16 protein-coding genes are annotated in these 18,013 nt (G+C 69.9%); 6 read left to right on the top strand and 10 right to left on the bottom strand.

Annotated features, from left to right (window positions below):
• Window positions 1-4: 4 nt before the first annotated feature.
• The 4 genes from ACWIF2_RS29810 to ACWIF2_RS29795 form a co-directional block, all read right to left on the bottom strand.
• The gene (locus ACWIF2_RS29810; RefSeq protein ID WP_454363899.1) at window positions 5-436 is read right to left on the bottom strand and encodes a DUF948 domain-containing protein; all 432 of its coding nucleotides are present in this window, start codon (window positions 434-436) and stop codon (window positions 5-7) included.
• A gap of 198 nt (window positions 437-634) precedes the next feature.
• Window positions 635-1,249, bottom strand: coding sequence for a 30S ribosomal protein S4 (gene rpsD, locus ACWIF2_RS29805; RefSeq protein ID WP_053668303.1), 615 nt, complete (start codon window positions 1,247-1,249; stop codon window positions 635-637).
• 300 nt (window positions 1,250-1,549) lie between these two features.
• A complete protein-coding gene (locus tag ACWIF2_RS29800) occupies window positions 1,550-2,902 on the bottom strand; it encodes a replication-associated recombination protein A (protein ID WP_454363881.1) in 1,353 nt (450 codons plus the stop codon).
• Between the two features lie 56 nt (window positions 2,903-2,958).
• Entirely contained in the window at window positions 2,959-3,615 is a 657-nt protein-coding gene (locus ACWIF2_RS29795) for a vitamin K epoxide reductase family protein (RefSeq protein WP_454363879.1), read from the bottom strand.
• 142 nt (window positions 3,616-3,757) lie between these two features.
• Here ACWIF2_RS29795 and ACWIF2_RS29790 point away from each other — a divergent pair, with 142 nt between their 5' ends.
• Genes ACWIF2_RS29790 through ACWIF2_RS29775 form a run of 4 tightly spaced genes read left to right on the top strand, consistent with a single transcriptional unit; the run spans window position 3,758 to window position 7,282 of the window.
• A complete protein-coding gene (locus ACWIF2_RS29790) occupies window positions 3,758-4,624 on the top strand; it encodes an ABC transporter ATP-binding protein (protein WP_454363877.1) in 867 nt (288 codons plus the stop codon).
• Window positions 4,621-5,466 carry an ABC transporter permease gene (locus tag ACWIF2_RS29785; RefSeq protein WP_454363875.1) on the top strand — a complete coding sequence of 282 codons (846 nt, stop codon included), beginning with the start codon at window positions 4,621-4,623 and terminating at the stop codon, window positions 5,464-5,466. Before ACWIF2_RS29790 ends, ACWIF2_RS29785 begins: the two co-directional genes overlap by 4 nt.
• Window positions 5,463-6,659 (top strand): sensor histidine kinase, encoded by a 1,197-nt coding sequence (locus tag ACWIF2_RS29780; RefSeq protein WP_454363873.1) that lies wholly within the window; start codon window positions 5,463-5,465, stop codon window positions 6,657-6,659. The genes ACWIF2_RS29785 and ACWIF2_RS29780 overlap by 4 nt, the downstream gene beginning before the upstream one ends.
• Complete coding sequence (locus ACWIF2_RS29775) at window positions 6,656-7,282, top strand: response regulator (RefSeq protein WP_454363871.1); 627 nt, start codon at window positions 6,656-6,658, stop codon at window positions 7,280-7,282. The genes ACWIF2_RS29780 and ACWIF2_RS29775 overlap by 4 nt, the downstream gene beginning before the upstream one ends.
• Before the next feature lie 39 nt (window positions 7,283-7,321).
• Here the strand turns inward: ACWIF2_RS29775 and hisS are convergent, their stop codons facing one another.
• Both hisS and ACWIF2_RS29765 read right to left on the bottom strand, forming a co-directional pair.
• The gene (hisS, locus tag ACWIF2_RS29770) at window positions 7,322-8,584 is read right to left on the bottom strand and encodes a histidine--tRNA ligase (protein ID WP_454363869.1); all 1,263 of its coding nucleotides are present in this window, start codon (window positions 8,582-8,584) and stop codon (window positions 7,322-7,324) included.
• Between the two features lie 11 nt (window positions 8,585-8,595).
• Complete coding sequence (locus ACWIF2_RS29765; RefSeq protein ID WP_454363867.1) at window positions 8,596-9,303, bottom strand: MBL fold metallo-hydrolase; 708 nt, start codon at window positions 9,301-9,303, stop codon at window positions 8,596-8,598.
• A 167-nt stretch (window positions 9,304-9,470) separates the two neighbouring features.
• Here ACWIF2_RS29765 and ACWIF2_RS29760 point away from each other — a divergent pair, with 167 nt between their 5' ends.
• Window positions 9,471-10,316, top strand: a complete 846-nt coding sequence (locus tag ACWIF2_RS29760; protein ID WP_454363865.1) for a peptidylprolyl isomerase — start codon at window positions 9,471-9,473, stop codon at window positions 10,314-10,316.
• A 135-nt stretch (window positions 10,317-10,451) separates the two neighbouring features.
• Window positions 10,452-11,681 (top strand): DUF349 domain-containing protein, encoded by a 1,230-nt coding sequence (locus ACWIF2_RS29755; protein WP_454363863.1) that lies wholly within the window; start codon window positions 10,452-10,454, stop codon window positions 11,679-11,681.
• Between the two features lie 89 nt (window positions 11,682-11,770).
• On the opposite strand, the gene relA is transcribed toward ACWIF2_RS29755, so the two are convergent.
• The 4 genes from relA to secD all read right to left on the bottom strand — a co-directional run bounded on the left by relA (window position 11,771) and on the right by secD (window position 17,898).
• Window positions 11,771-14,287: a GTP pyrophosphokinase gene (gene relA, locus ACWIF2_RS29750; protein WP_454363861.1), complete on the bottom strand. Its 2,517-nt coding sequence runs from the start codon at window positions 14,285-14,287 to the stop codon at window positions 11,771-11,773.
• Window positions 14,288-14,481: 194 nt separating this feature from the next.
• Window positions 14,482-15,021, bottom strand: coding sequence for an adenine phosphoribosyltransferase (locus ACWIF2_RS29745; RefSeq protein ID WP_454363859.1), 540 nt, complete (start codon window positions 15,019-15,021; stop codon window positions 14,482-14,484).
• Window positions 15,018-16,127, bottom strand: coding sequence for a protein translocase subunit SecF (gene secF, locus ACWIF2_RS29740; RefSeq protein ID WP_454363857.1), 1,110 nt, complete (start codon window positions 16,125-16,127; stop codon window positions 15,018-15,020). The genes ACWIF2_RS29745 and secF overlap by 4 nt, the downstream gene beginning before the upstream one ends.
• A 1-nt stretch (window position 16,128) precedes the next feature.
• Window positions 16,129-17,898 carry a protein translocase subunit SecD gene (gene secD / locus ACWIF2_RS29735; RefSeq protein WP_454363855.1) on the bottom strand — a complete coding sequence of 590 codons (1,770 nt, stop codon included), beginning with the start codon at window positions 17,896-17,898 and terminating at the stop codon, window positions 16,129-16,131.
• Window positions 17,899-18,013 lie beyond the last annotated feature (115 nt).

Here is an 18,013-nt window from a genome sequence, read left to right as displayed (position 1 = left end):
GCTCTCAGTCCCTCTTCCCTCGGGCGCCGCGTCGAGAGACCGTGCGGCCCACGATCACGTTACGCCTGGACGCCTTGGCGGGCACGTCCTCCTTGCGGCCGCCGAGGGCCCGGCGCACGCCGTAGCCGAAGGCGGCGACCTTGACCAGGGGGCCACCGAAGGTGGAGGCGACGGTGGTCGACAGCGCGGAGGCGTTCGACGTCACCTCCTGGACGTCGGAGGCGATCGAGTCGACCCGGTCGATCTGGGTCTGCGCGGAGCGCACCGCCGAGGAGGCGTCGGCCAGCAGCGGGACGGCCTGGTCGGTCACATCCGCCACGAGCTTGGTGGTCGCCCTGAGCGTCTGGGCCAGCCTCGCCAGCGCGACGGCGAGGAAGGAGACCAGGATCGCCCAGAAGACGGCCACCAGGATTCCGGCCACCTCACCACCGGACACTGTGTGCACCCGCTCCCTGAAACGTGCCTGAACATCTGCCTGAGTACGAGAAAGTCGTGCCACGAGCCTATCGCGCCGGGGGTGCGGCTCCGTACCGGATTGCCGCCCGGCGACGGCGGATTCGCGAAAGCCCGCCGCCTCGCCCGACCGGAAGGGACGGGGAGACGGCGGGCTGTTGTACCGCGTGCCTGCCGAGGATCAGCGGGCGTAGTACTCGACGACGAGCTGCTCGTCGCAGATCACCGGGATCTCCTTGCGGTTCGGCTCACGGTCCAGGCGGAACGCCAGGGCCTTGAGGTTCACCTGGAGGTAGCGCGGGGTCTCGCCGTCGGGGGCGAAGCCACCCTCACGGGCGATCGTGAAGAGCGTCTTCTCCTTGGAGCGCTCGCGCACCTGCACGACGTCGTCCGGACGGACACGGAAGGAGGGCTTGTCGACCTTCTTGCCGTTGACCGCGATGTGGCCGTGGACGACCATCTGGCGGGCCTGGTAGATCGTGCGGGCGATGCCCGAACGCAGGACCAGCGCGTCGAGACGGCGCTCGAGCTCGATGATCAGGGCCTCACCGGTCTTGCCCTGGACCTTGGAGGCGCGGTCGTAGGCGCGGACGAGCTGGCGCTCGGACACGTCGTACTGCGCGCGCAGACGCTGCTTCTCGAGCAGACGGACCTTGTAGTCCGAGTTCTGCTTGCGGCCGCGGCCGTGCTCACCCGGCGGGTAGGGACGGGCCTCGAAGTACTTGACGGCCTTCGGGGTCAGCGCGATGCCGAGGGCACGCGACTTCTTGACCTTGGGGCGGGACTGGTTCGCCACTGTTTCTCTTTTCCTGGTTTCGGCTTGTCAGGGTTGTGGGAGGTCGCATCCGCAGCCGGGGAAACCCGCCGCAAGCCCTGAGGGGCCTGGGTGGGCAGCCGCTCCCCTGGTCTGGGCACATACGTGCAGCACGCGAGTGGCCCACCGGCCGGTCCCGTCGCGGGACGAGTGGTGGTGGGCTGCCCGCGACACCGTTCGACGGTGCGCGACGCTCCTGGAGCCGGTCCGGGGATCGGCTCCGGCCGACTGTCCCGTTCTGACTGCACGGGACGCGGCACTCCGACCGAGTTTACAGGGTGCTCAGGACCGCTTTCGACCGAGGTTCTTCCGGGTCCACTCGACCGCGTCCGCGTAGCGGGCCTCCGCGCCGTGCCGGGTCGGCGCGTAGTACTCACGGTCCTTGAGCGCGTCCGGGGCGTACTGCTGGGCGGCGATGCCCTCGGTCAGGTCGTGCGGGTAGACATAGCCCTGGCCGTGGCCGATCTTGGTCGCGCCCTTGTAGTGGCTGTCGCGCAGATGCGCGGGCACGGACCCGGCCAGCCCCTTGCGTACGTCCTCCAGGGCGGCGCCGATCGCGGTGGTCGCGGCGTTGGACTTGGGCGCCAGGGCCAGGGCGATCGTGGCGTGGCTGAGGGTGAGGGCGGCCTCGGGGAACCCGATCATGGCGACGGCCTGGGCGGCGGCGACCGCGATCGGCAGCGCGTTCGGATCGGCGAGGCCGATGTCCTCGCTGGCGGAGATCATCAGGCGGCGGGCGATGAAACGGGGGTCCTCGCCTGCCTCGATCATCCGGGCCAGATAGTGCAGGGCGGCGTCGACGTCGGAGCCGCGGATGGACTTGATCAGGGCGCTGGCCACGTCGTAGTGCTGGTCGCCGTCGCGGTCGTACTTCACGGCGGCCCGGTCGACCGTCTCCTCAAGAGTGGTCAGACCGATCTCCGTCTCGCCCTTGTCCAGGGCGGCTCCGGCGGCCGCCTCCAGGGCGGTGAGGGCGCGGCGGGCGTCGCCGCCGGCGATGCGCAGGAGGTGGCTCTCGGTCTCCTCGGGGAGGGCGACGGCGCCCTTGAGGCCGCGCTCGTCGGTGAGGGCGCGCTGGACGAGGCCCTTGATGTCGTCGTCGGTGAGCGGCTCGAGGGTGAGCAGCAGGGAGCGGGACAGCAGGGGCGAGATCACCGAGAAGTACGGGTTCTCCGTCGTCGCCGCGATCAGCGTCACCCAGCGGTTCTCGACGGCCGGGAGCAGGGAGTCCTGCTGGGCCTTGCTGAAGCGGTGGATCTCGTCGAGGAAGAGGACGGTCTCCTTGCCGTATCCGCCGGAGGCGCGGCGGGCGCCGTCGATGACCGCGCGGACCTCCTTCACGCCCGCGGTGATCGCCGACAGCTCGACGAAGCGGGCGTCGGTGGCCTTGGAGACGACGTACGCCAGGGTGGTCTTGCCGGTGCCGGGCGGGCCCCAGAGGATCACGGAGGAGGCGCCGGCGGGGCCGGAGGCCTCGCCGACCAGTCTGCGCAGGGGCGAGCCCGGCTTGAGCAGATGCTGCTGTCCCACGACCTCGTCGAGGGTACGCGGGCGCATCCGGACCGCCAGGGGGCTGCTGGACGGTTCCTTCTCCTGGCGTTCTTCTGCTGCGGCGGTGAACAGGTCGGGCTCCACGTCAGAAACCCTAAGTCACGGCACTGACAATCCCGCGGGGCCCCGGAGCGACCGGGTCAGCTGGTCCAGAAGTCCCACCAGCGGGTCAGGATCAGCATGCCGATGATCCCGATGTGCAGCACGGGCAGGACCCAGGTGAACTCGCCGAAGAAGCTCCTGAGCCAGTTCGGGGCCGGGAGGAAGCCCTTGCGGATGTTGAACGACGTCACGTACCAGAACATGAGGATCGTCGCGACCCAGGCCAGGGAGCACCACAGGCACAGTGCGTTGATCCGGTACAGGGACTGGAACATCAGCCAGGCGCAGAAGACGACGCCGAACAGGCAGCCGGCGTTGAAGGTGAGCCAGTACCAGCGCGGGTAGCGGGCGCGGGCCAGGAGGCTGATGCCGACGGCGATGACGATGCCGTAGCAGACGAGGCCGAGCATGGGGTTCGGGAAGCCGAAGACGGCGGCCTGCTTGCTCTCCATGACGCTGCCGCAGGAGACGACGGGGTTGAGGCTGCAGCCGGGTGTGAACGTCTTGCCCTCGACCTTGGCCTCGAGGAGCTTGAACTTGTCGATCGTGATGACCCAGGCGGCGAGCAGTCCGGCCGCGCCGGTGATCACCAGCAGCAGGGCGAGGGCCCGACTGCCGCCCTCGGTGCGGGGCGCGGTCTCGGCGCGCTCCGTCTCGGGCTCCATGGAGACGTCCTTGACTGTCGTCTTGCTCATCACGCCGATTCCGTCGCTTGAGGCCTGACCATCTTCGGGCATGGCCATTGTGCCGCACACGGGCCTCTGTCCACCGTTCAGTGGACATAAGCATGTCCGCACGGTCGGCCCTGAGCGTGCGGTTCCGGCCGACGATCGTCGCATGACAGCACACGGGTACGACCTCGCCGTTGACGTGCGAGGGCTGCGCAAGCGCTACGGGGACGTGACCGCCGTCGACGGCGTCGATCTCGGCATCCGGCGCGGCGAGGTGTTCGGCCTGCTCGGACCGAACGGCGCGGGCAAGAGCACCACGGTGGAGATCCTCCAGGGCAACCGGACCCGGGACGCGGGCGAGGTGTCCGTCCTCGGGTCGGACCCGGCGACCGCCACGCGTGCGTGGCGCTCACGCGTCGGAATCGTCTGGCAGGACGAATCCGCGCCCGCCGAGTTGACGGTCCGGGAGACCGTACGGCACTTCGCCCGCTATTACCCCCGGCCGCGCGACCCCGGGGAGGTCATCGGCCTGGTCGGTCTGGAGGCGAAGGCGGACAGCCGGATCAAGGCGCTGTCGGGCGGTCAGCGGCGGCGCCTCGACGTGGCGCTCGGCGTGATCGGCGGCCCGGACCTGCTGCTCCTGGACGAGCCGACGACCGGGTTCGACCCGGCGGCCAGGCGGCAGTTCTGGTCGCTGATCCGCGCCCTGGCCGACGACGGCACGACGATCCTGCTGACCACGCACTACCTGGAGGAGGCGGAGGCCCTCGCGCACCGGCTGGCCATCGTCGCCAAGGGCCGGATCGTCGCCGAGGGCGAGCCCGGGGCGCTGCGGGAGCGGTCCGGCACGGAGGCCGTGGTCGGGTGGACGGAGCCGGACGGTACGCCGCGCGTGGCGCGCACCGAGACGCCGACCCGGACGATCGCCGGGCTCCTGCACCGCTTCGACGGCGAGATCCCGGGGCTGACGGTGAGCCGACCCACGCTGGAGGACGTCTATCTCCGGCTCACCGGTCAGGAGGACCCGCGATGACCGCGACCGTCGTACGGGAGCGCGGTGAGGTCGGCGGCGAGCGGCTGCCCGGGGCCTGGGGGCTGGGGCTGGGGCGGGGCGCGCTGGAGATCAGGCAGTTCTTCCGGCAGCGCGACCAGGTGGTCTTCACCTTCGCCTTCCCGGTCGTCTTCCTGTTCCTGTTCGCGTCGATCTTCAAGGACGACGTGGAGGGCGCGGGCATCACCGCCTCGCAGTTGTACGTCCCGGCGATGATGGCCGCCGGCATCATGTCGACCAGTTTCCAGGCGCTCGGCATCTCGATCGCCGTCGAGCGGCAGGACAAGGTGCTGCGCCGGCTGCGCGGCACCCCGATGCCGCCGACGGCGTACTTCCTCGGCAAGATCTGGCTGGTTCTTTTCACCGGTCTGCTGGAGACGGTGATCCTGCTCGCCGTCGGCACCACCCTGTACGACGTGGACCTGCCCTCGGACGCGGGCCGCTGGTTCGACCTGGCGTGGATCTTCGTCCTCGGCATCACGGCCTGCGCTCTGCTCGGCATCGCGATCAGTTCGGTGCCGAAGTCCGCGACCAGCGCCAGTTCCGTGGTCGTGCTGCCGTTCCTGGTGCTGCAGTTCATCTCCGGGGTGTACATCGCCATCGGCACGATCCCGGACTGGATGCTGACGATCGGGGCGCTGTTCCCGCTGAAGTGGATGTGCCAGGGGCTGCGCGGGGTGTTCCTGCCGGAGTCGGCGCAGGTACTGGAGCAGGCGGGGAGCTGGGAACTGGGACGCGTGGCTCTGGTGCTCGCCGCGTGGTGCGTCGGAGGATTGGCGCTGTGCCTGCTGACGTTCCGCTGGAAGGACCGGCGCGAGGGATGAGCGATGCGGCGGATGCCGGCAGCGCCTACACCTGGGAGCGCTCGTTCCGGCTCTGGGACACGTACTTCGCGCTCATCTGGGTCGTCACCGTGGCCTATGTGCTGGCCGCGGAGCATCCCGGCTGGCCGGTCCGTGCGATCGCCCCGGCGCTGCTCGTGCCGCTGGTGCCGCTGTATGTGATGGTCGGGCGCCGGCTGATCCAGGGCGACCCGCCCGACCAGCGGCGGACGATCGGCTATCTGACCGCGGCCCTGGCGTTGTTCCTGCCGTCCGCGGTGCTCGCCGGTGAGACGCGGCTGCTGACCTTCGCGCTGATCCCGCAGTGCTTCATGACGCTGCGGTTGCGGTCGGCGCTGGTCGCCGTGGCCGTGATCAACCTCGTGCCCGTGGTGGGCTGGGCGCTGCTGTGGCGCCCCGAAGCCCGGGACGTGGTCTTCAATGTGCTGTTCTGCCTGGTCACGCTGGTGTTCTCGGTGGCGCTCGGCAGCTGGACGATCCGGATCATCGAACAGAGCCAGGAGCGGGCCGAGTTGATCGCGGAGCTGGACGCGAGCCGGCACGAGGTCGGCCGGCTGTCCGAGGCCCACGGGGCGCTGGCCGAGCGGGAGCGGCTGGCCCGGGAGATCCACGACACCCTCGCGCAGGGGTTCACGAGTCTCGTGATGCTGATCCAGGCGGTCGAGGCGGAGCTGGATCACGATGTGCCCGAGGCGCGGCGCCATCTGCGGCTGATGGACGAGACGGCCCGGCAGAACCTCGCTGAGGCCCGGGCCCTGGTCGCCGGGGGCGCTCCCGTCGACCTGGACGGCGCGACCCTGCCGGACGCGCTGCACCGGCTCGCGGCGCGCCATGACGCGGGGCTGGAGGTGACCGGGCCGGTGCGGATGCTGCCCGCCGGACCCGAGGTGGTCGCGCTGCGCGCCTGCCAGGAGGCGCTGGCCAACGCCCGTAAGCACGCGGGGAGTTCGGTGACTGTCGGTGTGTCGCTGGCGTACGGGGACGACTGGCTCATGGTGTCCGTGCGGGACGACGGCCGCGGTTTCGACCCGGCGGCGGTCCGTGGCGGATACGGTCTCGCGGGGCTGCGGGCCCGGGCCGTCGAGGTGGGCGGGACCGCGGAGGTGCGCAGTGCCCCGGGTGAGGGCACGGCCGTGACCGTCCGGCTGCCGGTCGTGAGGAGGGAGATGCCGTGATCCGGATCATCCTGGCCGACGACCATCCCGTCGTACGGGAGGGGCTGCGGGCGATGCTCAGTGCCGAGTCGGACCTGGAGGTCGTCGCCGACGCGTCCAGCGGTCCGCAGGCGGAGGCGCTGGCGGCGGAGTTGCGGCCGGACATCGTGCTGATGGATCTGCGGATGCCGGGTGGCGGCGGTGTGGACTCCATCGCGCGGATGACGCGGGCCGGGCTGCCGTGCCGGGTGATCGTGCTGACGACGTACGAGACGGACCGGGACATCCTGCGGGCGGTGGAGGCCGGGGCCGCGGGCTATCTGCTGAAGGACCTGCCGCGTGCCGAACTCGCGGAGGCCGTACGGGCGGCGGCACGCGGCGAGACGGTACTGGCACCGTCCGTCGCGGCCCGGCTGGTGGACCAGCTGCGGACCAAGCCGGACCGGCCCCGGCTCTCGGAGCGCGAGACGGCCGTACTGCGGCTGGTCGCCGAGGGCTGCACGAACGCGGAGATCGGACGTCGGCTGTTCATCGGCGAGTCGACGGTGAAGACGTATCTGCTGCGGATCTTCGGCAAGCTGGGCGTGGACGACCGGACGGCCGCCGTCACCAGCGCGATGCGGTACGGGCTGCTGGAGCAGTGACGAAGGCGCCGGGTGAACTCCGGCGCCTTCGCGCTCACGTCAGCCCAGCCGGGCCTCCAGCTCCGCCACGATCTCGTTCACGCCCACCGCCGTCTGCTCGCCCGACTCCATGTCCTTGAGCTGGACGACGCCCTCGGCGAGGTCGCGTTCGCCGGCGACGACCGTGTAGCGGGCGCCGCTGCGGTTGGCGTTCTTCATGGCGCCCTTGAGGCCCTTGGCGCCGTAGGAGAAGTCCGCGGCGATGCCGTTCTTGCGGAGTTCCGTGACCTTGGCGAACAGGACCCGGCGGGCCTCCTCGCCGAGCGGGACGGCGAACACGCTGGTGGTCGCGGGGAGTTCGAGCTCGATGCCCTCCGCCTCCAGGGCGAGGACCGTGCGGTCGACGCCGAGGGCCCAGCCGACGGACGGCAGGGCCGGGCCGCCGATCATCTCGGAGAGGCCGTCGTAACGGCCGCCGCCGCCCACCGCGGACTGGGAGCCCAGACCGTCGTGGACGAACTCGAAGGTGGTGCGGGTGTAGTAGTCCAGGCCGCGGACCAGCTTCACGTCGTCCTCGAAGGCGACGCCCGCGGCGGTGATCAGCTCGCGGACCTCCTCGTGGTACGCCTTGCACGCGTCGCAGAGGTAGTCGCGCAGCAGCGGCGCGTCCCCCAGCTGCTTCTGGACCGACTCACGCTTGTCGTCCAGGACGCGCAGCGGGTTGATCTCCGCCCGGCGCAGGGTGTCCTCGTCCAGGTCCAGGCCGCGCAGGAAGTCCTGCAGCGCCGACCGGTAGACGGGGCGGCACTCCTTGTCGCCCAGGCTGTTGAGCAGGATCCGGAAGTCGCTCAGGCCCAGCGAGCGGTACGCCTGGTCGGCCAGGATGATCAGCTCGGCGTCCAGCGCCGGGTCCTCCGCGCCGATCGCCTCGGCACCGACCTGCGAGAAGTGGCGGTAGCGGCCCTTCTGCGGACGCTCGTAGCGGTAGTACGAGCCCGAGTACCAGAGCTTGACCGGGAGGTTGCCCGCCTTGTGCAGGTTGGCCTCCAGCGCGGCGCGCAGGACCGAGGCCGTGCCCTCGGGGCGCAGGGCCAGCCTGTCGCCGCCCTTGGTCTCGAAGGCGTACATCTCCTTCGTGACGATGTCCGTCGACTCGCCGACACCGCGTGCGAAGAGCTCGACGTTCTCGAAGCCGGGCGTCTCGATGTAGCCGTAGCCGGAGTCCCGCAGCGGCGCGGCGATCGCCTCACGGACCGCCAGGTACTTCGCGGAGTCCGGCGGGATCAGGTCGTACGTGCCCTTGGGGGCCTTGAAGGTGCTCACGGAAGGTCTCGTCACATTCCTCGTCGGGGAGCGTCGTGGGCTCCCTGGCCGGCCGCCACCTGCCGCAGATACGGATTGGTGGCGCGCTCCTGGCCGATGGTCGTCTGGGGGCCGTGGCCGGACAGCACCACGGTCGAGTCGTCGAGCGGCAGGCACACGCGGCCCAGCGAGTCGAGCATCTCGGCCATGTCACCGCCGGGCAGGTCGGTGCGTCCGATGGAGCCGGCGAACAGCAGGTCGCCCGAGAACAGGATCGGCGGGATGTCCGCCGCCTCGGGCATGCCGAAGGTCACCGACCCCTTGGTATGGCCGGGCGCGTGCGCGACGGACAGCTCCAGGCCCGCCAGCTCCAGCTTCGCCCCGTCGGCCAGCTCCTTGACGTCGTCCGGCTCCCCCACGGTCAGTTCACCCAGGAGCGGCATCCCGATGGAACGGCCGATCCCCTTCTCGGGGTCGTTCATCATGTACCGGTCGTCGGGGTGGATCCAGGCCGGCACGTCATGCGCGCCGCACACCGGGACCACCGAGGCCACATGGTCGATGTGGCCGTGGGTGAGGACGACGGCGACGGGCTTGAGCCGATGCTTTCTGACCGCTTCCTCGACGCCGTCGGCGGCCTGATGGCCGGGGTCGATGATCACGCACTCCTCACCGGCGGCGGGGGCGACGAGGTAGCAGTTCGTCCCCCAGGCCCCGGCGGGGAACCCTGCAATGAGCACGATCGTCCTTCGTTGTGTCGATACGGGAGGCTGCGGCTGGTGACAGAGCCTACCGGCGCTGCCGATTCCTCAGCGAACCCATATACGGTACGGGGCACACGCAGGCGCTCGGCACACAGGACGCACGCGTACCGGTCGACGCATCAGACCCATGAGGAGAGAACCCGGTGGTCAGCCAGGAACAGCGGCGGCGTCAGCTCGCCCGGGAGAAGTTCTTGCGGCAGCAGCAGCGACGCACGGACGCTCGACGCAAGGCCCGTATCCGCAACTCCGTGATCGCCTCGACTCTCGGCGTGATCGTGGTGCTCTCCGTGACGGTCTTCCTGACCAAGCCGTTCGAGGACGACGGCAAGACGGAGAACGCGAACGCGGACGTCACGCCGAGCGCCACGCCCAGCAAGGCCCCGGACCCGTGCGAGAAGCCCGCCGCGGGCAAGGTCAAGTCGCAGACCTGGAAGAAGGAACCTGCGATGTCGATCGACGAGTCGGCGAAGTACACGATGAAGCTCGACACGACGTGCGGCGAGATAGACGTCGCGCTGAAGGCGTCGGCGGCGCCGCACACCGTGAACTCGTTCAACTACCTTCTCGGCAAGGGGTACTTGGACCACAGCAAGTGCCACCGGCTCACCAGCCAGAACATCTACGTCCTGCAGTGCGGTGACCCGCAGGGCACCGGCATGGGCGGACCCGGCTACACCATCCCGGACGAGAACCTCAAGGACAAGAGCCTCAAGGGCGGGGTGTACCCGGCGGGCACGGTCGCGATGGCGAACCAGTACAACGCCCAGACGAAGCAGGGGCGGGACAGCGGCGGCAGCCAGTTCTTCCTCGTCTACCAGGACAGTCAGCTGCCGCCCGACTACACACCGTTCGGTACGGTGTCCGAGTCGGGCATGAAGGTCCTGACGAAGATCGCCAAGGCCGGGGCGCAGGCCCCCGACCCTCAGACGGGCAACACGGCGCCCAATGCGACGGTCGTGATCAACAAGGCCACGATCACCGAATCCTGACCCCCAACTGCGAAATTTCGGTCGCGCGGGATGCGGACACGCCCCCCGCCGGTCGCCTATGTTGGCCGTGACGAAACTGTGGACGATGCCCGGGGGTGCTGAGGCCCCTCGCAGGCATCATGTGGAGGAGGCGCTGTGAGCAGCGACCCGTGGGGCCGCGTCGACGAGACGGGGACCGTGTACGTGCGTACGGCCGACGGCGAGCAGGTCGTCGGTTCCTGGCAGGCAGGCTCCCCCGAGGAGGCGCTGGCCTATTTCGAGCGCAAGTACGAGGGCCTGGTTGTCGAGATCGGCCTCCTCGAGAAGCGAGTGAAGACCACCGACCTGTCGGCGAAGGACGCTCAGGTCGCCATCGACCACATCCGGGAGCAGGTCGACGCGCACCATGTGGTGGGCGACCTGGATGCCCTGCGGGTCCGGCTGGACAAGCTCGTGGAGCAGGTGGAGGCGCGCCGCGAGGAGCGCAAGGCGCAGCGGGCGAGGCAGTCCGACGAGGCGCGCAAGTCCAAGGAGGCGCTGGTCGCCGAGGCGGAGGAGCTGTCGCAGTCCGACCAGTGGCGGGCGGCCGGTGAGCGGCTGCGGGCCCTGGTGGACACCTGGAAGGGCCTGCCGCGGCTGGACCGCAAGTCCGACGACGACCTGTGGCACCGGTTCTCGCACGCGCGGTCGGCGTTCTCCAAGCGGCGCAAGCAGCACTTCGCGCAGCTGGACGCGCAGCGCGAGGAGGCCCGCAAGACCAAGGAGCGGCTGGTCTCCGAGGCCGAGGCGCTGTCGAACTCGACGGACTGGGGTGTGACGGCGGCCCGCTACCGCGAGCTGATGGCCGAGTGGAAGGCCGCGGGCCGTGCGCAGCGTGAGCACGAGGACGATCTGTGGAACCGCTTCCGCGGCGCCCAGGACGTCTTCTTCGCGGCCCGCAGCTCGGTCTTCGCCGAGCGGGACGCCGAGCAGTCGGAGAACCTCAAGCTCAAGGAGGAGCTGGCCGAGGAGGCCGAGAAGCTCCTGCCGATCACCGACCTGAAGGCGGCCCGCGCCGCGTTCCGGAACGTGAACGAGCGCTGGGAGGCCATCGGCCATGTGCCGCGCGACGCCCGGCCGAAGGTCGAGGGCCGGATGCACGCGGTCGAGCGGGCCATCCAGGAGGCCGAGGAGGCCGAGTGGCGCCGGACGAACCCGGAGGCACGCGCGCGTGCCGAGGGTCTGACCGGCCAGCTCCAGGCCGCCGTGGACAAGCTGCGGGGTCAGATCGAGCAGGCCCGTGCGCAGGGCAACAACGCCAGGGCCGACAAGCTCGAGCGTGAGCTCGAGGGCCGTCAGGCGCTGCTGGACCAGGCGCAGAAGGGGCTGCAGGAGTTCGGCGGCTGATCCAGCCGGTCGGAGCTGATCAGTCGGTCGGAAGAGGGCCCCGTACACGCCGTACGGGGCCCTCTTTCACGTGATCTTCCGCGTGGTGGTCACGACCTGCTGCGCGCCGACGTCACCCGGTACACGTCGTAGACGCCCTCCACCCCCCGGACCGCCTTCAGCACATGGCCGAGATGCTTCGGGTCGCCCATCTCGAAGGTGAAGCGGGAGGTGGCGACGCGGTCGCGGGAGGTCTGGACGGCCGCGGAGAGGATGTTGACGTGCTGGTCGGACAGCACGCGGGTGACGTCCGACAGCAGGCGAGAGCGGTCCAGGGCCTCGACCTGGATGGCGACCAGGAAGACCGAGGACTGGGTGGGCGCCCACTCGACCTCGAGGATGCGCTCGGGCTCGCGGGACAGTGACTCCACGTTCACGCAGTCGTTGCGGTGAACCGATACACCACTACCGCGGGTCACGAAGCCGATGATGGGGTCGCCGGGTACGGGCGTACAGCAGCGGGCCAGCTTGACCCACACGTCGTCGACGCCCTTCACGACGACCCCCGGGTCGGCGCTGGAGCGGCGTTTGCGGCTGCGTCCGCGGGCCGGCGGGACCGACTCGTCGATCTCCTCGGTGGCGGCCTCCTCGCCGCCGAGCGCCTGGACGAGCTTCTGCACGATGTTCTGCGCGGAGACATGGCCCTCGCCGATCGCCGCGTACAGCGCGGAGATGTCCGCGTAGCGCATCTCGTGCGCGAGGGTCACCAGGGAGTCGCCGGTCAGGATGCGCTGGATCGGCAGGTTCTGCTTGCGCATCGCGCGGACGATGGCGTCCTTGCCCTGCTCGATCGCCTCGTCACGGCGCTCCTTGGAGAACCAGGCCCGGATCTTGTTGCGGGCACGGGGTGACTTGACGAAGCCGAGCCAGTCGCGGGAGGGGCCGGCGCCGGGCGCCTTGGAGGTGAAGACCTCGACCAGGTCGCCGTTGTCGAGGGTGGATTCGAGCGGCACCAGGCGGCCGTTCACCCGGGCGCCGATCGTGCGGTGGCCGACCTCGGTGTGGACCGCGTACGCGAAGTCCACCGGGGTGGCACTGGCCGGGAGCGCTATGACGTCGCCCTTGGGGGTGAAGACGAAGACCTCGTTGCGGGAGAGGTCGAAGCGCAGGGACTCCAGGAACTCGCCCGGGTCCTCGGTCTCCTTCTGCCAGTCGAGCAGCTGGCGCAGCCACGCCATGTCGTTGAGGTGGTCGTCCTTGCTCTTGCCGGACGACTTGGGGGCGTCGGTGCGTACCTTCGAGGCTCCCGCGACGGCCTCCTGCTTGTACTTCCAGTGCGCGGCGATGCCGTACTCGGCGCGGCGGTGCATGTCGAAGGTGCGGATCTGCAGCTCGACGGGCTTGCCGCCGGGGCCGATGACCGTCGTGTGCAGCGACTGGTACATGTTGAACTTGGGCATCGCGATGTAGTCCTTGAACCGGCCGGGGACCGGGTTCCATCGCGCGTGCACCGTGCCGAGGGCCGCATAGCAGTCGCGGACGGTGTCCACGAGGACGCGGATGCCCACCAGGTCGTAGATCTCCGCGAAGTCACGGCCGCGGACGATCATCTTCTGGTAGACGCTGTAGTAGTGCTTGGGGCGGCCGGTGACGGTCGCCTTGATGCGGGCCGCCCGCAGGTCCTGCTGGACCTCGTCGGTGACGATGGCCAGGTATTCGTCACGCTTCGGTGCCCGCTCGGCCACCAGCCGTACGATCTCGTCGTACATCTTGGGGTAGAGGATCGCGAAGGCGAGGTCCTCCAGCTCCCACTTGATGGTGTTCATGCCGAGGCGATGGGCGAGCGGCGCGTAGATCTCCAGGGTCTCGCGCGCCTTCTTCTCCTGCTTCTCGCGCTTGAGGTAGCGCATGGTGCGCATGTTGTGCAGGCGGTCGGCGAGCTTGATGACCAGGACGCGGGGGTCCTTGGCCATGGCGACGACCATCTTGCGCACGGTCTCGGCCTGGGCCGCCTCGCCAAACTTGACCTTGTCCAGCTTGGTGACGCCGTCGACGAGGAGGGTGACGACGTCGCCGAAGTCACGGCGCAGGTCGTCCAGGCCGTACTCGGTGTCCTCGACCGTGTCGTGCAGCAGGCCGGCCATCAGCGTGGCCGGATCCATGCCCAGCTCGGCGAGGATGGTGGTCACGGCGAGGGGGTGCGTGATGTAGGGGTCGCCGCTCTTGCGCTTCTGGCCGCGGTGCCAGCGCTCAGCGACCTGGTAGGCCTTCTCGATCTGGCGGAGCGTCGCCGTCTCGATCTTCGGGTCGTTGCTGCGCACTATGCGCAGCAAGGGCTCCAGCACGGGGTTGTACGGGTTGGCGCGCTGGACGCCGAGGCGGGCGAGGCGGGCACGGACGCGGTTGGAGGAGCCGGTGCGGGCGGGCTGGCCGCCGGCCTGGCGCACCGCGGGAGGGGCCGGTTTCGGGCGCGACTGCTCGGCGGTCTTGTCGACGGGCGCCGACTGGGCGTGCTCGACCGGCCCGCGGGTGTCGTTCTTCGCGTGCGGCGCGTTCGGCGCGGGCTTCGCCGCTGCCGAGGCGGACTCGGGCTTGGCGGCGGTCAGGTGCTGGGCCTCGTCTGACAAGAGGGCTCCTCGTGCGCGTTCCGGGTCCCCCGGTCAGGCTCCGGAGACCCCATGGTAGCGATCCTGTGCCCCGGGATCGCCTTCAGGCCAATGTGAGGACCGTCTACCCCTGGAACGCGGGAGGCGGGCACCGGATTCCTCCGGGCCCGCCTCCGCGGTGTCGTGCCGGTGTCCACCGGGCTGCCGCGGGCTTGTCAGACCGTGAGCAGCGCCTCCAGCGGGGCCCCGCGCAGAGCCGGCTCCAGACGGGCCCGGCCGCTGAGGAATCCGAGCTCCATGAGGACGGCGAGACCGGCGACCTCGGCGCCGGCCCGGCGGATGAGCTGGACCGAGGCCTCGGCGGTGCCGCCGGTGGCGAGGACGTCGTCGATGATCAGGACGCGGTCCTCGGCGACCAGGTCCTCGGCGTGCACCTCGATCTCGGCCGAGCCGTACTCCAGGTCGTAGGCCTGGCCGAGGGTGGCTCCGGGGAGCTTGCCCGCCTTGCGCACGGGGATGAAGCCGAGGCCGGCGCGGACGGCGACCGGGGCGCCGAGGATGAAGCCGCGGGCCTCGAGGCCGACGATCTTGGTGGCGCCGGCCTCCACGGCGATCTCGGCGAGGGCGTCGGTGAGCGCGGTGAACGCCGCCGGGTCCGCCAGGAGCGGGGTGATGTCCTTGAACATCACGCCCGGCTCCGGGTAGTCGGCCACGTCCCTGATACGGCTGAGCAGCAGTTCCTTGATGTCGGTCATCGGCGCTTCCCCGAGGGGCGGCCCCGGCCGCGGTTGCGGGACGCCGGCTGGTTGCGCGGGCCGACTACGGCCGGAGCGACGTCCTCGGGCTCGTCGGCGTAGGACTCGTCCCCGGTCTCCGTCTGGGGGGTCTCCCCCTTGGCGGCCCGCTTGGCCAGGACGCGCTTCTTCAGGGCCTTCATCTGCGGCTCGCGCTCCTTGAGGTCGGCGACGAGCGGCGTGGCGATGAAGATCGAGGAGTACGCACCGGCGGCGAGACCGACGAACAGCGACAGCGAGATGTCGTTGAGCATGCCGGCGCCGAGGACTCCGCCGCCGATGAACAGCAGGCCCGCGACCGGCAGCAGCGCGACCACCGTGGTGTTGATGGAGCGGACCAGGGTGCTGTTGATCGAGCGGTTGGCGACGTCGCTGTAGGTCCAGCGGGTCTGCTTGGTGATGTCCTTGGTCTGTTCCTTGAGGCTGTCGAAGACCACGACCGTGTCGTAGAGCGAGTAGCCGAGGATCGTGAGCAGACCGATCACCGTGCCGGGGGTGACCTCGAAGCCGACGAGGGCGTAGATGCCGACCGTGATGGTGATGTCGTGGATCAGGGCGACGAAGGCGGCGATGGCCATGCGCCACTCGAAGGCGATCGCCAGATAGATCACCACGAGGATCAGGAAGATGCCGAGGCCCTGCCAGGCCTTGTTGGCGATCTGCTCGCCCCAGCTGGGGCCGACCAGCTCGGCGTTGATCTGCTCCGAGTCGATCTTGAGGTCGTCGGCGAGCGTGTTCTTGATGTCGTTCGCCGCGCCGGTGTCGATTCCGGCGACCTGGATACGCATGCTGCCGTCGCCGAGCTTCTGGACGATCGCGTCGTGGCCGGAGGCCTCTTCCGCGTACCGCTCGGCCTGGGACACCGAGGCGCTGGTGTTCTTCGGGGTGTTGAAGACGGCGCCGCCCTGGAACTCGATGCCCATGTTCAGGCCGCGCACCGCCAGGCCGGCGATGGCCAGGATGGTGATCAGGATCGAGACGCCGTACCAGATCTTGCGGTTCTTGACGAAGTCGTAGCCGACCTCGCCGCGGTGGAGTCGGGCGCCGAGGTTGCCGAGTTTCGACATCTCAGGCCTCCTTCGGGTCGACAGGGCCGGCGGGGCGGCGGGTACGGCGCAGCGGCGGCTGAGCGCCCAGGCTCTTCGGGTCGAGGCCGGACCACTTGTGGCCGTTCGCGAAGAACGGGCGGCGGGCCATCAGTGTCAGCAGCGGCTTGGTGAAGAGGAACACGACGACCACGTCGAGCAGGGTGGTCAGGCCGAGCGTGAACGCGAAGCCCTGGACCTTGCCGACGGTGACGGCGAACAGCACCGCGGCGGCGAGGAACGACACGAAGTCGGAGACCAGGATGGTGCGCCGGGCGCGCGGCCAGGCCCGCTCGACGGCGGGGCGCAGGGAGCGGCCCTCGCGGATCTCGTCACGGACGCGTTCGAAGTACACGATGAACGAGTCCGCGGTGATGCCGATGGCGACGATGGCGCCGCACACGGCCGGCAGGTTCAGCGCGAAGCCGATGGCCGGGCCGAGCAGGGCCATGAGCGTGTAGGTGAGGGCCGCGGAGACCAGCAGCGAGAGGAGCGCGATGAACGACAGGCCGCGGTAGTACGCCAGCAGGTAGATGACGACCAGCGCGAGACCGATGGCGCCGGCGATCAGTCCGGCCTGGAGCTGGTCACCGCCCAGCGCCGCGGTCACGGTCGTCATGCTGTCGACCTTGAAGGTCAGCGGCAGCGCGCCGTAGGACAGCATGTTGGAGAGGTCCTGGGCGGACTGCTGGTTGAAGTTGCCGGAGATCTCGGCGTTGCCGCCGGTCAGGGCCTGCCGCACGTACGGGTCGGAGACCACTTCGCCGTCCAGGACGATCGCGAACTGGTTCTGCGGCGACTGGTTCTGCGCCAGCTTGCCGGTGATGTTCGCGAACTTCTTGGCGCCGCCGTCCGTGAAGTCCATCGTGACCGTCCAGCCCGCACCGGTCTGGGTGTTCAGGACTGCCTGGGCCTTGTCGACGTCCGTGCCGTCGACCTCGGCGGGGCCGAGGATGTACTTCTGCCACTGGCCCTGCGAGTTCTTGCCGCAGGCCAGGGTCATCTCGGAGGCCTTGACACCGTCGCCCACGGTGGAGCGGGTCTTCTCGTCGGTGCAGTCGAGCTTGGCGTACTTCGCCTGCAGCGCGCTCGCGTCGGCCTCGGCGGAGCCGCCGCTCGCCGACGGGGAGGGGCTGGCCTTGGCCTTGTCGTCCGAGGCGCTCGCCGACGGTGTGGCGTCGGCCTTCAGCCCGTCGGTGACCGCGCGGCCCTGCGTGGTGGGCGTGGCCGACGGGGAGGCGGAGTTCTTGTCGGTGGCCTCGGGCTTGTCGGTGGCCTTGCCGGACGGCTTGTCCGAGGGGCTGCCGGTGGGGCTCGGGGAGGGGCTGGCCGTGCCCTTGCCGCCGGCGACCTCGGTGGCGAGGACCGGGCGGAAGTAGAGCTTGGCGGTGGTGCCGACCTGCTTGCGGGCCTGCTCGGAGTTCGTCCCCTTGGGGATGTTGACGATGATGTTTTCCCGGCCCTGTGTCTGGACCTCGGACTCCGAGACGCCAAGACCGTTGACACGTCGTTCCATGATGGAGACGGCGGTGTCCATGTTGGTCTTGTTGATGGCCGCCTCATTGCCGGCTTCGGGGACCGCGCGGAGCGTGATGCTCGTGCCGCCGGCCAGGTCGATGCCGAGACGTGGTTTCGTGTGCCCCGAAGCGAACATCCCACCGGTGAGCGCCACGAGGGCGATCAGAATCAGGACCAGCGAGCGACCCGGCTTGCTCTGGGTGCTCGCGCTCCGGCCCTTTTTAGGTGTGGCCACCTTCTCGTACTCCCTCTCGGGCCACCTCGCTCCGGATCGGCGGACGGGCGGCCATGACATGGTGTCGGGACTCCGTGCGAGCTGGGCGTGTCCCGGGGTGGGCCGGCCGGGCCCG

The sequence above is a fragment of the Streptomyces sp. NPDC055506 genome (assembly GCF_053643595.1).
The sequence above is the reverse complement of the archived record's forward strand: the minus strand, read 5'-3'. Positions and strand labels throughout refer to the sequence as shown.

What these genes read in the sequence shown, in the direction of transcription:
- ACWIF2_RS29795 (WP_454363879.1), bottom strand. Translation starts at nt 3,615, where the DNA reads ATGAGCAAGACGACAGTCAAGGACGTCTCCATGGAGCCCGAGACGGAG.
- ACWIF2_RS29790 (WP_454363877.1), top strand. Translation starts at nt 3,758, where the DNA reads ATGACAGCACACGGGTACGACCTCGCCGTTGACGTGCGAGGGCTGCGC.
- ACWIF2_RS29785 (WP_454363875.1), top strand. Translation starts at nt 4,621, where the DNA reads ATGACCGCGACCGTCGTACGGGAGCGCGGTGAGGTCGGCGGCGAGCGG.
- ACWIF2_RS29780 (WP_454363873.1), top strand. Translation starts at nt 5,463, where the DNA reads ATGAGCGATGCGGCGGATGCCGGCAGCGCCTACACCTGGGAGCGCTCG.
- ACWIF2_RS29745 (WP_454363859.1), bottom strand. Translation starts at nt 15,021, where the DNA reads ATGACCGACATCAAGGAACTGCTGCTCAGCCGTATCAGGGACGTGGCC.
- secF (WP_454363857.1), bottom strand. Translation starts at nt 16,127, where the DNA reads ATGTCGAAACTCGGCAACCTCGGCGCCCGACTCCACCGCGGCGAGGTC.